At 68.0% G+C, this 14,318-nt stretch carries 14 protein-coding genes and 2 riboswitches; of the genes, 5 read left to right on the top strand and 9 right to left on the bottom strand.

The window, feature by feature from the left end:
- Positions 1 to 75 precede the first annotated feature (75 nt).
- From AC5P57_RS13385 to AC5P57_RS13375, 3 genes are all read right to left on the bottom strand, one after another.
- The gene (locus AC5P57_RS13385; protein WP_099554534.1) at positions 76 to 1,440 is read right to left on the bottom strand and encodes an MATE family efflux transporter; all 1,365 of its coding nucleotides are present in this window, start codon (positions 1,438 to 1,440) and stop codon (positions 76 to 78) included.
- A gap of 236 nt (positions 1,441 to 1,676) precedes the next feature.
- Complete coding sequence (locus AC5P57_RS13380) at positions 1,677 to 2,261, bottom strand: DUF3106 domain-containing protein (RefSeq protein WP_099554532.1); 585 nt, start codon at positions 2,259 to 2,261, stop codon at positions 1,677 to 1,679.
- Positions 2,254 to 3,258, bottom strand: coding sequence for a hypothetical protein (locus tag AC5P57_RS13375; protein WP_262235390.1), 1,005 nt, complete (start codon positions 3,256 to 3,258; stop codon positions 2,254 to 2,256). The genes AC5P57_RS13380 and AC5P57_RS13375 overlap by 8 nt, the downstream gene beginning before the upstream one ends.
- A 413-nt stretch (positions 3,259 to 3,671) precedes the next feature.
- Here AC5P57_RS13375 and AC5P57_RS13370 point away from each other — a divergent pair, with 413 nt between their 5' ends.
- A complete protein-coding gene (locus AC5P57_RS13370) occupies positions 3,672 to 5,849 on the top strand; it encodes a primosomal protein N' (protein WP_099554675.1) in 2,178 nt (725 codons plus the stop codon).
- A gap of 95 nt (positions 5,850 to 5,944) precedes the next feature.
- Here AC5P57_RS13370 and AC5P57_RS13365 read toward each other — a convergent pair whose 3' ends face one another.
- The gene (locus tag AC5P57_RS13365; RefSeq protein WP_099554526.1) at positions 5,945 to 6,565 is read right to left on the bottom strand and encodes a glutathione S-transferase family protein; all 621 of its coding nucleotides are present in this window, start codon (positions 6,563 to 6,565) and stop codon (positions 5,945 to 5,947) included.
- Positions 6,566 to 6,677: 112 nt separating this feature from the next.
- Positions 6,678 to 7,457 (bottom strand): NYN domain-containing protein, encoded by a 780-nt coding sequence (locus AC5P57_RS13360; protein ID WP_099554524.1) that lies wholly within the window; start codon positions 7,455 to 7,457, stop codon positions 6,678 to 6,680.
- A 123-nt stretch (positions 7,458 to 7,580) separates the two neighbouring features.
- Between AC5P57_RS13360 and AC5P57_RS13355 the strand changes: the two genes are divergently transcribed.
- From AC5P57_RS13355 to AC5P57_RS13345, 3 genes are all read left to right on the top strand, one after another.
- On the top strand, positions 7,581 to 8,861 hold the full coding sequence (locus AC5P57_RS13355; protein WP_099554521.1) for an NAD(P)/FAD-dependent oxidoreductase: 1,281 nt from the start codon (positions 7,581 to 7,583) through the stop codon (positions 8,859 to 8,861).
- A gap of 69 nt (positions 8,862 to 8,930) precedes the next feature.
- Positions 8,931 to 9,719 (top strand): hypothetical protein, encoded by a 789-nt coding sequence (locus tag AC5P57_RS13350; RefSeq protein WP_262235391.1) that lies wholly within the window; start codon positions 8,931 to 8,933, stop codon positions 9,717 to 9,719.
- Entirely contained in the window at positions 9,716 to 11,356 is a 1,641-nt protein-coding gene (locus AC5P57_RS13345; RefSeq protein ID WP_262235392.1) for an XVIPCD domain-containing protein, read from the top strand. Before AC5P57_RS13350 ends, AC5P57_RS13345 begins: the two co-directional genes overlap by 4 nt.
- Here AC5P57_RS13345 and AC5P57_RS13340 read toward each other — a convergent pair.
- The 4 genes from AC5P57_RS13340 to AC5P57_RS13325 all read right to left on the bottom strand — a co-directional run bounded on the left by AC5P57_RS13340 (position 11,348) and on the right by AC5P57_RS13325 (position 13,123).
- A complete protein-coding gene (locus AC5P57_RS13340; RefSeq protein ID WP_142806825.1) occupies positions 11,348 to 11,785 on the bottom strand; it encodes a hypothetical protein in 438 nt (145 codons plus the stop codon). The genes AC5P57_RS13345 and AC5P57_RS13340 overlap by 9 nt on opposite strands.
- 3 nt (positions 11,786 to 11,788) lie before the next feature.
- On the bottom strand, positions 11,789 to 12,220 hold the full coding sequence (locus AC5P57_RS13335) for a nuclear transport factor 2 family protein (RefSeq protein WP_099554511.1): 432 nt from the start codon (positions 12,218 to 12,220) through the stop codon (positions 11,789 to 11,791).
- Positions 12,221 to 12,288: 68 nt separating this feature from the next.
- Positions 12,289 to 12,705: a hypothetical protein gene (locus AC5P57_RS13330; RefSeq protein ID WP_495219604.1), complete on the bottom strand. Its 417-nt coding sequence runs from the start codon at positions 12,703 to 12,705 to the stop codon at positions 12,289 to 12,291.
- Between the two features lie 142 nt (positions 12,706 to 12,847).
- Positions 12,848 to 13,123: a GIY-YIG nuclease family protein gene (locus AC5P57_RS13325; RefSeq protein ID WP_262235393.1), complete on the bottom strand. Its 276-nt coding sequence runs from the start codon at positions 13,121 to 13,123 to the stop codon at positions 12,848 to 12,850.
- A gap of 40 nt (positions 13,124 to 13,163) precedes the next feature.
- Positions 13,164 to 13,253: riboswitch (glycine riboswitch) on the top strand.
- Between the two features lie 13 nt (positions 13,254 to 13,266).
- Positions 13,267 to 13,370, top strand: a riboswitch (glycine riboswitch).
- 84 nt (positions 13,371 to 13,454) lie between these two features.
- Between AC5P57_RS13325 and AC5P57_RS13320 the strand changes: the two genes are divergently transcribed.
- Positions 13,455 to 14,072, top strand: a complete 618-nt coding sequence (locus AC5P57_RS13320; protein WP_099554504.1) for a trimeric intracellular cation channel family protein — start codon at positions 13,455 to 13,457, stop codon at positions 14,070 to 14,072.
- The last annotated feature ends 246 nt before the right edge of the window (positions 14,073 to 14,318 follow it).

Raw genomic sequence — 14,318 nt, 5'->3', positions numbered from 1 at the left:
CGGTGCCGCGTGATGCGGCATCGGACACAAGTCAGGGGATCGCCCGCCACGGGTCATCGCGGCGGGTGGGGCGGATCAGGACAGTACGGACTGGCCGATGCGCAGGCTGCTGCGGCGCAGGCGCCAGCCCATCAGGATGGCGGCGGCGGTCAGGCCAACGATCAGGCCGATCCACATGCCCTGCGGGCCCATGCCCAGGCCCAGGCCGAGCCCGGCGCCGAGCGGCATGCCCAGGCCCCAGTACGCGAACATGGCGATGAACATCGGCACGCGGGTGTCCTTCAGGCCGCGCAGTGCGCCGGCCGACAGTACCTGGATGCCATCCGGGAACTGGAAGGTGGCCGCGTACAGCAGCAGCGTCGAGGCCAGGCCGGCCACCGCCAGGTCGTTGGTGTAGACACCGACGATGGCATCGTGGCCGAACAGCAGTACTGCCGCCGACAACGTCTGCGTGCCCATGATGATCGCGTAGCCGGCCCAGGCCGCACGCCGTACGCCGAAGCCATCGCCACGGCCGACCGCATGGCCGACGCGCACGGTGGTGGCCTCGGCCACGCCCATCGGAATCATGAAGCACAGCTGCGCGACATTGATCGCGATCTGGTGCGCGGCCGCTTCATTGGCACCGAGGCGGCCGATCAGCAGCGCGGTGACGATGAACAGGCCGCCCTCCATCAGCACGGTGATGCCGATCGGCAGGCCGGTGCGCAGCAGATCCCAGATCGCCGACCAGCGCGGTCCTTCGAAGTGCGAGAACAGCTGCAGGTGGGCGAAGCGCTTGGTGAACCACAGGTAGGTGGCGAAGGCGATCGCCTGCAGCCACATCATCACCGCCGAGGCGATGCCCAGGCCCTCGGCACCCATTTCCGGGAAGCCCAGCTTGCCGTTGGCCAGCACGTAGCCCATCGGCGCCAGCACCAGCAGGCCGCCGAAGCCGAGCAGCATGGTCGGCAGCGTCCAATGCATGCCTTCACTGAGGTAGCGCATGCAGAAGTACAGGGTCAGCGCCGGGCCACCCCAGCGCACCGCATGCAGGAACGCGGTGGCACCCGGCACGATGTCCGGCGCGATGCCGAAGGCCGGCAGCAGCGGCGGCACCACCGTGAGGAAGGTGAACATGATCAGGCCCAGGCCCAATGCCAGCCACAGTGCCTGGCGGAACAGCGGGCCGATCTCGCGCTCGCGGCCGGCGCCATGCAGCTGCGACACCGAGGCGGTAAGCGAGATCAGGGTACCGATCGGGATCAGCATCGGCAGCCACAGCAGCGCCGTGCCGATGGTCACCGCGGCCAGGGTCGCGGTGGCATGGTGGCCGGCAATCACGTTGTCAACGAAGGAGATCAGACCGGTGGACACATGCCCGAGCACAAGCGGCAGGGCGAGCAGACCGGTGGCGCCGACTTCCTTGCTGAAGCGCGGCGTGGAGGTTGCAGTAGACATAAGGTGCTTGACGCGAACTACGGTTGCGCGCGAAGGGCACAGGCACCGGGTTGCGGGCGGTCATCTTACGCGCGCAGCGCGCGCATTCCCATGACATGGCGTGAATGCTGGGTTCCGGCAGGCCCCGGCATCACGCGTTGCGATCGCGTTACGAACAGAAAAAGGGGACGGAGGGGATTAAGTCGTTTCAAGCCCGACTGTGCCGAACACGACTTAATCCCCTCCGTCCCCTTTGTTTACTGGCCGGCCTGGCGCTTGAGCCAGGTGTCGCGCTCGGCGGCGGGCACGGCGAGGAACGCACCACGCACCTTGTCGCGTTCCTGCGGTGGCGTGCGCTGCGCGACCAGGGTCAGCTGGGCCAGCTGCGCCGGGCTGAGCTGGCGCAGCACGGCCAGCGCGGCTTCGCGCTGTTCCGGTGGCACGAAGCCGAACAGGCCGTGCAGCTTGGGGAACTCCAGTCCCAGCTGCGGGCCCAGCCGCCAGCCTTCACGGAACGCCTGGTCCTGCGCCTGGAACTGCTGGCGCAGACGCTGCTGCTGGTCCGCCGGCAGCGCGTTGAACCGCGCCGCAGCCTGCCGGATGCGCTCCCGCTCGCTCTCCGGCAGGGCGCGCCAGGCTGCGTAGTCGGCACGGCGCTGACGCTGCTGCGGAGCATCGAGCTCGGCAAACGATGCGGGCGCAGCAGGTGCGGCGGCCGGGGCTGGCGCGGCAGATGACGTGGCCGGCACCGCCGGCGGCAACGGCACGTTCAAGGTCTGCGGCGCGGCGGACAGCGACAACGGCAGGGCCAGCAGCAGGCTGGCGAACAGGGTCTTATTCATCGGCGGCAGCCGTTTCCAGCGTAGCGCTGGCTGGCTCCGGCCGGCTCGGCCTTGATTGCGATTCATCCACCGGCAACGGGCCGCCGGCGGCGGTCCAGGCATACAGATCGGCATCGGCCACCAGCGGATAGTCGCGGTCGGCCAGCATCGTGGCGTCGTCGGAGGCCTGGGCCGGGGCCGCATCCGGCGTGGCGTTGACCTTGCTCGGCGGAAGAGCTTCCACCGTGACCAGGCCGGCTTCACCCACGACACCTTCCGGCAGTGGAGCATCGCTACCGGATGAATGCCCTTGCCAGTAGCGCCAGCCCAGCGCCGCGGCCAACAGCACCGCCACCGTCACCAGCAGGATCACTGGACCGCGCCAGCGCGGCCTGGCGTTGGGGCGCCGCCGCTTGCCGTGGGCGGCTGCACGATCATCGCGCTGCGGTGCGCGCCAACTGGTCGAGGGAGCTTCATTGCTGGCCGCTGGTGCAGCCGGCTGCTGCAGCTGCTGCAGACGCTTGGCCGGCAGGTCGCGGATGCGCAGTTGCACCTGTTCGGCCAGCTGGCGCCAGGCCGACGCATCGGGCTGGCCGTGTGCATCGCGGGGGCAGGCATCAGCCAGCAGGTGCTGGTAGCCCGCTTCGTCCTGGTCGAGCACGCGCATGGCGATGCCCTCGTCCAGACTGCCGCCCACCCGCAGCAGGAGTGCCAAGCGCGGCAGCGGCCCCATCTCGCCCAGCGCAGCCAACGGCGGCAGCCACTGGCCGCCCACCGGCTCGCGCAACGCCTGGCGCTGGCCCAGCAGGGTCCAGAAGCGGGTCGGCCACTGCGCCATCGGCAGGTCGCTGGCGACTGCGGCAAAGGCGCGCATCACCGCCACCAGGGTCTGCTCGGCACGCGCGGCATCGCCGCACTGCAGCTCAGCCACCACCAGGGCGCGGCGCTCGACGCCGCGCAGGAACGCCGACAGCGCGCCGGCCGCGGTCGAGGAAACAGGGGCGGGCACAGCCGTCATCGGTCACTCCAAAGGTCTGCCGGCATGATAGCGGCAGCCCATCGGCACCCGTAGGACTTGCGCGTAAAGGCACTTCGTGCTGCAGGTTGTGCACAGCACCACGCCCGCCTCGGGGAAAACTGCGGCATCCAGCTGAATTCACTCTGTTTCAGCAATGTTTCACACTCAAGCTGTTGATTTTGAATGACTTTGAAGTGTGGCGATTTTTTGACCAACCCAAGCGTGAGCTCGTCGCCATCGGCTTCCTGCGTTCCCGTCGACCGGTAACGCACAACGTTATCCACAGAACATGTGGATAAGACTGAATCTCCAATGGACACCGATATTTAGGTGACATTTATGATTCAACGGGGGCTCCCCGGCCGCCTCTGCCCCCTGCCATTCGCGCGCGCATGGCCCGTTACACTGGCCCGATGCTTTCACCCATTCCGACCCTGCAGGTCGCCCTGCCCGTCCCGCTGCCACGCCTGTTCGACTACCTGTCGCCGGAGGGCGATGGCCCCACGGTCGCGGTCGGCTGTCGCCTCAAGGTGCCGTTCGGCAACCGCGAACTGGTCGGCGTGGTGGTCGGCCACGGCCAGACCGATGACGGCCAGGGACTGCGCCAGGCCCTGGCCTGGTGCGACCCGCAACCGCTGCTGCAGGGCGAGCTCTGGCAGAGCCTGCAGTGGCTGGCGCGCTACACCCATGCACCACTGGGCGAGGTGCTGAGCACCGCCCTGCCGGGCCCGCTGCGCCATGGCGACACCCTGCCCGACACCCATCACTGGGGGTGGCAGCTGACCGCCGAAGGCCGCGCCCAGCGCGAAAAACTGCGCGCCGGCAGCCGTCCCCGGCAGCTGGCCGAGTTGCTGGCCGACGCCATCGTCGATGAAGACGTGCTGGGCGAACGCATGGACGACTGGCGCACCGCCGCGCGCAGCCTCGCCAAGCGGGAACTGGCCGAGCGCGTGGCGCTGAGCGTGGCGCCGCAGCACGCGCAGCCGCTGCCCGGCCCCACCCTCAATCCGGACCAGGCCGAGGCCGTGGCGTCGATCAACGCCGCCGAAGGTTTCCAGCCGTTCCTGCTGGATGGCGTAACTGGCAGCGGCAAGACCGAGGTCTACCTGCAGGCCATCATCCACTGCCTGGCGCAAGGCAAGCAGGCGCTGGTGCTGGTGCCGGAAATCGGCCTGACCCCGCAGACCCTGGCACGCTTCCGCGGCCGCCTCGGCATCGCCGTGCATGCACTGCATTCGGGATTGAACGACAACGAGCGCGCGCGCGTCTGGGCAGCGGCCTCCCGCGGCGAAGCGCGGGTCATCGTCGGCACCCGCTCAGCGGTGTTCACGCCGTTGCCGCAGGCCGGCCTGCTGATCGTCGACGAGGAACATGACGGCAGCTACAAGCAGCAGGACGGCATCCGCTACCACGCCCGCGATTTCGCCCTGGTGCGGGCCAAGGCGCTGGGCATCCCGGTGCTGCTGGGCAGCGCTACGCCTTCATTGGAAACACTGCACAACGCCTATGCCGGGCGCTACACCCACCTGCGCCTGAAGCAGCGCGCCGGTGATGCGCGGCCACCGCGCGTGCGCATCCTTGATGTGCGCAAGCGGCCATTGCATGACGGCCTCTCGGCCGATGTGCTGGCCGGCATCGGCGAACACCTGCAGCGTGGCCAGCAGGTGCTGGTGTTCAAGAACCGCCGTGGCTACGCGCCGGTGCTGCTGTGCCACGACTGCGGCTGGACCGCACCGTGCAACCGCTGCGATGCACCCATGACCGTGCACGGCGGCGGCCGTCGCCTGCAGTGCCATCACTGCGGCGCGCGGCAACCGGCGCCGCTGGCATGCCCGGCCTGCGGCAGCCTGGCGCTGCAACCGCAGGGCATCGGTACCGAACGCCTGGAAGAGCATCTCACCGCCGCCTTCGCCGATTTCCCGGTGGTGCGCATCGACCGCGGCACCACGTCGCGACGTGACGCGCTGGAACAGCAACTGGCGAAACTGGGCGACCAACCCGGCATCCTGGTCGGCACGCAGATCCTGGCCAAGGGCCACGACCTGCCGAAGCTGACCCTGGTGGTGGTGGTCGGCATCGACGAGGGCCTGTTCTCGGCTGACTTCCGCGCCAGCGAGAAGCTGGCGCAGCAGCTGATCCAGGTGGCGGGCCGTGCGGGCCGCGCACGTGATCCCGGCGAGGTCTGGCTGCAGACCCATCACCCGGGGCACCCACTGCTGGAAACCCTGGTGAGCGGCGGCTACCACCCGTTCGCGCAGGCCGAACTGAACCAGCGCCAGGCTGCCGGATTCCCCCCCTTCGCACACCTGGCGCTGATGCGCGCCGAAGCGCAGCAGGTAGAGCATGCCAACGCGTTCCTGCTGGCGGCGCGGCAACTGCTGGGCGAACAGAATGTGGTCGAAGCCTATGGGCCGATGCCGGCGCCGATGCCGCGGCGCGCCGGTTACCAACGCACCCAGCTGCTGCTGTCTGCCGTGCAGCGGCCACCACTGCATGGGGTGCTTTCGCAGCTGGTTCCGCAGCTGTATGCGCTGCCGGAAGCACGCAAGGTGCGCTGGTCGCTGGATGTGGATCCGACGGATCTGTACTGAGGGGTCAGAGCCCACCCGTCGGGTGGGATCCGACCCTTTGGCTATCGGGGTCGGATCCCTTTTGCAGAAAAGGGCTCTGACCCCGAACACTTTCGCTACGTCAGAGGCGACATCACGCCGCGCTGGTAGGCGGGGCGCTCGCGAAGGCGGGCGTACCATTCAGCCAGGTGCGGCAGCTCCGGGCGCTGGATCGGCAGTTCGAACCACGCGTAGATCTGCGAGCCCAGCGGGATGTCGCCCATCGCGAACGTATCGCCCGACAGCCACGGCTGCCTGGCCAGGGTTGCATCAGCCATCGCAAGGTAGTCCCCGGCACGCACGATGGCGGCATTGATCCGCGATTCGTCGCGGTCGGCTGGCGCGGTGCGCATGATGCCCCAGACCAGGTCGCTGTACAGCGGCGCCATCCGCGAGGTGCTCCAGTCCATCCACTTCTCGGCCTGGGCGCGTTCCATCGGGTCTTCAGCGTACAGCGTGCCCAGCGCATAGCGCGCGCTCAGGTAGCGCACGATGGCATTGGACTCCCACAACGGCAGGCCGTGGTCTTCGATCACCGGCACCAGGCTGTTGGGATTCATCGCCTGGTATTCCGGCGTCTGCGTGCCGCCGTGGCTGCCACCGACTTCGATGGACTCGTACGGCAGGCCGATCTCCTCGGCACACCACAACACCTTGCGGACGTTGCTGGAATTGCGACGGCCCCAGATCTTCAACATGCGGGTTTTCCTTGCTGGCAATGCGAGCGGCAACGATACGCCTGATCAGGTGGGGTGTGTGCGTGCCGGATGCTGGATCTGGCACCCGGGCACTGCCGGCCAGCGGCCGGCACTACCGGTTCTTTTTTGGCAGCGCGCGCACGTAGGAGGACTTGCCATCCTTCTTCAGCTCGAACAGGCCGATCGCTGCCAGCAGATCGCTGAGTTTGCCGTAGCCGTAGTTGCGCGGGTCGAACGACGCCTGGTTGCCGATCTGGCTGCCGACCGGGCCGAGGTGCGACCAGCCATCCTCGCCCTCGGCCGCGGACACCGCGCGGCGCAGCATCTTCACCAGCCGCGTGTCGCTGCGCATTTCCGCACCGCTCTTGCGCGGGCGCGCATCGTCGTTGGCCACCGGCTCGCTCGATGCCTGTTCGCTCGATGCCTGTTCGGTATCCGGCACGCTGGCATGGGTCTGGCCCAGCGCTTCCAGGTAGGTGAATTTCGAGCACGCATTGACGAAGGGTTCCGGCGTCTTCTTCTCGCCGAAGCCATAGACCTTCACGCCATCGGTCAGCAGGCGCATCACCATCGGGGTGAAGTCGGCATCGCTGGACACGATGGCGAAACCATCGAGGTTGCGCGCGTACAGCAGGTCCATGGCATCGATCACCATCGCCATGTCCGAGGCATTCTTGCCCTTGCTGTAGGCGAACTGCTGGATCGGGCGGATCGCATATTCGTGCAGCACCGCTTCCCAGCCTTTCAACCGCGGGCTTTTCCAGTTGCCATAGGCGCGGCGCACGTTGGCCACGCCGTAGCGGGCGACTTCGGCCAGGACCTCGTCGATCTTCGAGGCCGGCGCGTTGTCGGCGTCGATCAACAGGGCGATGCGCTTTTCCGGTTCGCTCATGGACTCCTCGCGGGCGGTTGCCTGAACCCGAGTATCGCCGATCCACGCGGGCGCTGACGTGACAGGCGGTCGCCGTGAGAAGATGCCAGGCGCTTCCCCCAATGCCCCCACTGGAGTGAGTCGATGAGTCGTGAGCGCGTTCCCCACCTGGTCGTTGTCGGCGGCGGTTTTGCCGGACTCTGGGCCACCCGTGCCCTGGCCCGCGAGCGCATGCGCATCACCCTGGTCGACCGCCGCAACCATCATCTGTTCCAGCCGCTGTTGTACCAGGTGGCCACCGCGGGCCTGTCCGCGCCGGATATCGCCGCACCGCTGCGCCACATCCTCGGCCACCAGCGCAATGTGGAAGTCCGCCTGGGCGAAGTGGTGGCCATCGACAAGCAGGCCCGGCAGATCCGCATGGCCGATGGCAGCACGCTGGACTACGACAGCCTGCTGCTGGCCACCGGCGCCACCCACGCCTACTTCGGCAACGACCAATGGGCCGATGATGCGCCCGGCCTGAAGACGCTGGACGATGCCATCGCGCTGCGCCGCAAGCTGCTGCTGGCCTTCGAACGTGCCGAGGCCGAACCGGACCCGGCAAAGAAAGCGGCGTGGCTGAGCTTTGCCATCGTTGGCGGTGGACCCACCGGCGTCGAACTGGCCGGCACCCTGGCCGAAATCGCGCGGCATACGCTGCGCAATGAATTCCGCCACATCGACCCGGCCAGCGCCAAGGTGCGGCTGGTCGAAGCAGGCCCACGCGTGCTGTCCTCGTTCCCGGAAGTACTTTCGTTGAAGGCGCGCCGGCAGCTGGAAAAGCTCGGCGTGGAAGTGCTGACCGGTACCCCGGTGAGCGACATCGACAGCCAGGGTTTCAAGCTCGGCGATCAGTTCGTGCCGGCACGCACCGTGGTCTGGGCCGCCGGCGTTGCCGCTTCACCGCTGGCGCGCACGCTGGAGGTGCCGCTGGACCGCGCCGGACGCGTGCAGGTGCAACCGGACCTGACCCTGCCCGGTCATCCCGAGCTGTTCGTGGCCGGCGACCTGGCCGCGCTGAATCAGGCCAACGGCAAGCCGGTACCCGGTGTGGCGCCCGCGGCCAAGCAGATGGGCAAGTACGTGGCCGAGGTCATCCGCGCACGCCTGCACGGCAAGCCCGAACCCGGTCCGTTCAAGTACGCCGACTACGGCAATCTGGCCACCATCGGCCGCATGGCCGCCATCGTGCACCTGGGCAGACTGCAGCTGTCGGGCATCCTGGCCTGGTGGTTCTGGCTGGCTGCGCACGTGTTCTTCCTGATCGGTTTCCGCAACCGCATCGTGGTACTGCTGAACTGGGCCGTGGCGTACTGGAGCTACCAGCGCAGTGCGCGCATCATCTTCGGCGATGACCAGGACGACCGGCGGCCGAGGCGCTAGGTCCCGGGCCCCGGTGGCCTTCACGCACGGGCTGCTAGCGTAAGCCGGTCGCTCATGGAATGAAGCCGCATGGATCTGCTGAAATGGTTGCCCGCCCTAGTCGCCGCCGCCCTGCTCTCGGGCTGTCCTGCGGGGCAGTCGCAGGCGGAAGTCTCCGCCCCCTCGCCAGCGCCCTCTCCGCGCCTGTCACCCGGTACCTACTCGACCGAGCGAGGATGGGGACAGCTGCTGCTGCAGGCACGCCCTGGCAGCACGTCGCAGCAGTTCCATCTGGAGACTGAATCCTCCGGCGCCGGATGCAGCCTGGCGGGCACGCTCGGCGACGATCTGCAGTCCGTCGCGGTGGATCCCGCACCCGGCGCAGCGCAATGCCTGCTCACGATGCAACCTACCGCCCAGGGCATCGAGGTCGGTACGCGCACGGCCGATGCCTGCGCCGCCTACTGCGGCAGCAACGGTGGGTTCAAGGGCCACTACCTTGCGGTGAGCGACCGTTGCATGACGGACAACGTTGCCGCCGCGTTGCGCCAGGCGGCTGCAAAGACCGCGCCGTATTCCGCCGCCGGCACCGCCAGCACGCTGGAAGCGCTCCAGGCATCCTGCGCGGATACGCTTCCATTGAGCACGATCGCCGACATCAGGCTGGCGATCGCTTCGGCCCAGCATGACGCGGGAAACAACGCGGCCTGCCAGGCCGCACTGTCGCCCTATGCCGAAGACGCCGCGCGCAGCGATGACGAACTTGCAGACGGGATGTCACCGGCTGCAGCGGACGAGTACGTCGGCCTCATCGCATCCGTGCGCGAAGCGCTGAAGATGTGTGGACGCACCGCCAACGGCAAGGAGAACAGCCCATGAGCACCGCACCGCAGGATCGTCCGCAGCTCAGCGATGCGCAGCTGCGCACGCTGGCCTACTTCGCCATCGGCGTGGCGTCCGAGGGCAGCAACGCCGGCCGCAACGTGGCCTACCAGCTGTCCTTTGCCGGCAACATCAGCGGCAATGTCATGACGCCGGTGGGCAACAGTGGTTTTTCCATCGGCACGCTGCAGACCGATCTGGGCCAGCACCCGGAGGTGGCGACCCAGCTGGTGGACGCCTATCAGCGCTGGGCGCGCCCGCAGCAGCCCTCGCTGGAGCTTGATGCACGCCAGCGGCAGCAGACGGTTTCCGACCTGCAGCGCGATGGCGACGGCATCAGGGCACAGAATGGGCGCGCATTGGATGGGACCGTCCGCGGACATCTGAACACCTTCCTTGCATCCAGCGACGGCGTTGCGTTCGTGCATGCACACGATGTCAGCCAGGTCGACCGACTGCTCCGCCACGGCGATGGCCGCCGGGATCCTGGCGGCGCGATGCAGCAGCTGCGCGGCACGGACCTGTACCAGCATGCGTCGCTGGATGACCAGGCCAAGCTCGCCACCATGCTGATGAAGCTGGAGAACCAGGCAGGGTTGAGCCGCTATCCTGGCGTTCTGCGGTCGATTGCCAGCGGCGATCTGGCCAGCGTGGATGACGTCAAGACACGGATCGACGGCATGCTTCCCAACCGCGTCGTACGCGGCAGGGAACAGCCCGACTACCTGGAAAGCGGCGTGGAGCACGCCCTGAAGGGCACCGAGGTCTTCAACCGGTTGCGAGCCGCAGGGCCAGGCAATCCGATGCGCGATGTGTTCGTCGGTGTCTCCGCCGACCCGCTGGCCAGCCCGGTGGCGCTGGCTGCCGATCGCGCACACCCCGAGGCCCTGCATCGCTACGAAGTGGTCAAGACCCTGTTCCTGCAGAACACCGAGGCACCGGCCTACCTCGATGCCCTGCAACACGGGCGCTCACATGCCTGGGGCCGCCCGCAGGCGGCCGGCAACTCGCCGGCCACCGCCGGCCTGTACGCCTCCGGCGATGATCTGGTGATCTGGAACCGGGACGGTCGCGGCCACGCTTTCATCGATGGCCAGTGGTCCACCGTGCCGCGTGCGGAACTGCATCGCCAGCAGAATGCCGACGGCTCCATCGACCTCAACCGCGCCCCGCGCAACGGGATGCCCGAACAGCTGCTGCACGTCGAACCCGCACAACCGGAGCGACGGCGTGCCGCGCTTTCCGACCCGCTGCTGCAACAGGCCGAGGAGGCGGTGCGGCGCCTGGAAGACAGCCGGGCCCAGCCTTTCGGCGAAAACGCGCAACGCCTTGCAGCCAGCTCGACCTGCCTGGCCCGCGAGGCCGGGCTGACACGCATCGACCATGTCGTGCTGGGCGCCTCGCCTTCGCAGGATGGCAGGGCGGAAACGCTCTTCGTCGTGCAGGGCGATCCGTCCGACCCGGCCCATCTCAGGGCACAGATGCCGGCCGCGCAGGCATTTGCCACCCCCGTGGACACGTCATTGGCGCAGTTGCAGACGATGAATGACGCCCACCGACAGTCCGATGCGCGCTCCCGGCAGGAGGAGCTGGATCACCAGAGCACCCTGTCCCAGCAGGCCCGGTCAGTCTGATCCGCGCCCATGCAACGGTCGGGGCGGGCAGTACCCTTCGGCCCGCGCCGTGCCGGCGATCTGCCGTGACGACCAGTGCCGGGTGATCCAGATGGTCAGTGCTGCCGAGCTCAGGTGCCAGCGCAGCATGCTGTGGCGTGGATGGTGGCCGAGGTGGACGCGTGCGATCCAGGAGGCTTCGAGCTCGACATCCGGCACGTTCACCTTCGTATTCACCCCCACGTGGCGCGCCGTGAATCGCCATGGATCCATCGGTACGTGGTGGGCATAGGTCGCAGCACCACACGCGCCGCCGCTCCGCGCGGAATCGACGGGTTGCGGCCGGCCCTCGGCCGCGACCAATCCCAGCAGATACAGCAGGCCCGGCAGCAGGGCCAGGAAGGTCAACAGCAGAAACAGCGCGATCCACGCCCGGCCCGCCGCACGCATCGGTCACTGCGCCTTCGGCTTCGGGTACCACAACGCGTTGACGATGACCCAGCGCTGCTCGAAGCGCCCCATGTGGAAGTAGTCGACGAACCACGGTGTTTCCAGCCGCACCGAGGCGGCGTTGCCGGTCACATCCAGTACCGTGCAGCGGCGGTCCCATTGCTCCTTCGGGGTCTTCAGCGCGCCCTGCTTCGTCAGTGAGACCAGTTCTTCCTTGGACATCCGGCGCAGTCCAAGGCGCTCATCGGGTGTATCACCGAGGACCGCGCGCTTGGCCAGGTCCGGGTGCAGGGACCGGGCGACGCGCTGTGGGTCCGCCTCCAGCTGGCCGTCGACGTAGTCATGGCAGGTGGCTTCGATGGCCGCGATGGTGGCCGGGTCGGCGGCGGGGCTTGTGGCTGCGGAAAGGGCGAACAGCAGGGCGATCGTGGACATCCGGGTCTCCGGCGCTGAGGGCTGGGCGATCATGGCACGTGCAAGCCGCATCCAGGCATGGCGTGGATCTACGGCATCAGGCGCATTTCGTCGGCGCCCAGCTGCATGTACATGAACGCAGCGGCTTCTTCAGACATGGGCTGCCCCTGCGGGAAGCTGTCCAACCAGACGGTGATGCGCGCATGGCGCCCCGCCAGCGCATCCGCCAATGCCTGCTTTTCCGCGTCAGTGGCACGCTCCTGCATTTCGTTGCGAAGCATGTCATCGCCGATCCCCCACTTTTCCGCGAACGGGATCAGATCGACCAGATCGGGAGGGACCCGGTCACGACGCAGGTGGATCGGTTCGGGTGTGCTCGGGCCGTACGCGGCCAGCTCAGCGGCGGTGCCGATCTGCCCATGCTGCAGTGGCGGTGGCGACGGTGCCTGGGTGCAGGCCAGAAGGGCCACGCAGGCAGTCAACAGCAGTATCCCGCGGTTCTTCATCGGACGGATCCATGTGTCGATGGGTGTGGCGATCATGGCACGTGCAAGCCGCATCCAGGCATGGCGTGGATCTACCGTAGAGCCGAGCCCATGCCCGGGTCCTGCAACGGGCAGACGGAACAGCAGCCGAGCGCGGGCTCGGCTACAGAAGTCCGGCGTCCAGGGCCTGCAGCCAGGCCAGCTTGCGTTCGCGCGGCTGCTGCTTGAGTTGCCATTCGGCGCGCGAGGCGGCGGAACGGTCCGGGTATTCGCGCACGGCCAGCACGCGCAGTGGCGGCCGCGCCCGTGTGTAGCGCGCGCCCTTGCCCGCCTGGTGGGCGGCGAAGCGTGCGTCCACGTCGGTGCTGATACCTGCGTAATAGCTGCCATCGCGGCATTCGAGCAGGTACAGGAACCACGGGCGGGGGGACGGGGCCATGCCGGGATTATGCCGTGCTGCACTGCAGCGGATATACTGGCGGCCGAATGCAGGAGAGAGGCGCCGCGCTGGCGCCCGCCGAAGGCGCAGGCTCCCATGATCGCTCAGGCCGGTGGGCTGGAATCCCACCAACCATGCATTCGACTCGCCGAGCTGGAGAGAGGTCACCGGGCATGCCCGGGACGATCCGCCGAAGGGGCACGCGGCCCACGCCGCTGAACTCTCAGGCAAAAGGACAGCGGGAGCGGCACCGGTCATCGTCATCCCGTCATTGCGCAGGCAGTGGCGGTAGTCGCGCATGGCCGGCCCCACCGCGCCCGGAGCCTGCCCCATGCTGCTGTCCATCATCTACCTGATCGCCATTTCCGCTGAAGCCATGACCGGCGCGCTGTCCGCCGGCCGCCGCCGCATGGACCTTTTCGGCGTGGTCATGATCGCCTGCGTCACCGCCCTTGGTGGTGGTTCGCTGCGCGACATCCTGCTCGGCCACTACCCGCTGGGCTGGGTGAAGCATCCCGAGTACCTGGGCTTCACCGTGTGCGCGGCGCTGATCGCTACCTGGGTGGCGCGCTGGATGCACCACTTCCGCCGCACCTTCCTGGTGCTGGACGGGCTGGGCCTGATCGCCTTCACCCTGATCGGCTGCTCGATCGCACGCGAGGCCGGCCATGCCACACCCATCGTACTGATTGCCGGCATGCTGACCGGTGCGTTCGGTGGCGTGCTCCGCGACATCCTCTGCAACGAAGTACCGCTGATCTTCCAGAAGGAGCTGTACGCGATCATCGCGCTGCTGACCGGCGCGGCGTACCTGTTGCTGCTGCACTGGGGCGTGGCCGACGCCACCGCGATCCTGTGCTGCCTCGGCGGCGGCTTCGCCCTGCGCCTGCTGGCGATCCACTACCGCTGGGAAATGCCGAAGTTCGTCTATCACGACGAAGTGCATTGATGGTTTGACGGTGGTGCCGGCCGCTGGCCGGCAACACTGCATACGCCCGCAGATTCCAGCAGGTTGCCGGCCAGCGGCCGGCACCACCGATTGCGTTGCATGACCAAGGTCACGCGGCGACGGTTCGCGTAAACCGCTACCATTGGCACCCCGTCGCACGCGCGACGGCATCCAGCCACGCCGCGCCCGCGGCCCCGCCAGACACTCCCTCCCCGCTGCCCGTGGTGCCCGTGAACGCGCCGACGG

Source organism: Stenotrophomonas sp. YJH_SMC_79, assembly GCF_059367995.1.
The sequence above is the reverse complement of the archived record's forward strand: the minus strand, read 5'-3'. Positions and strand labels throughout refer to the sequence as shown.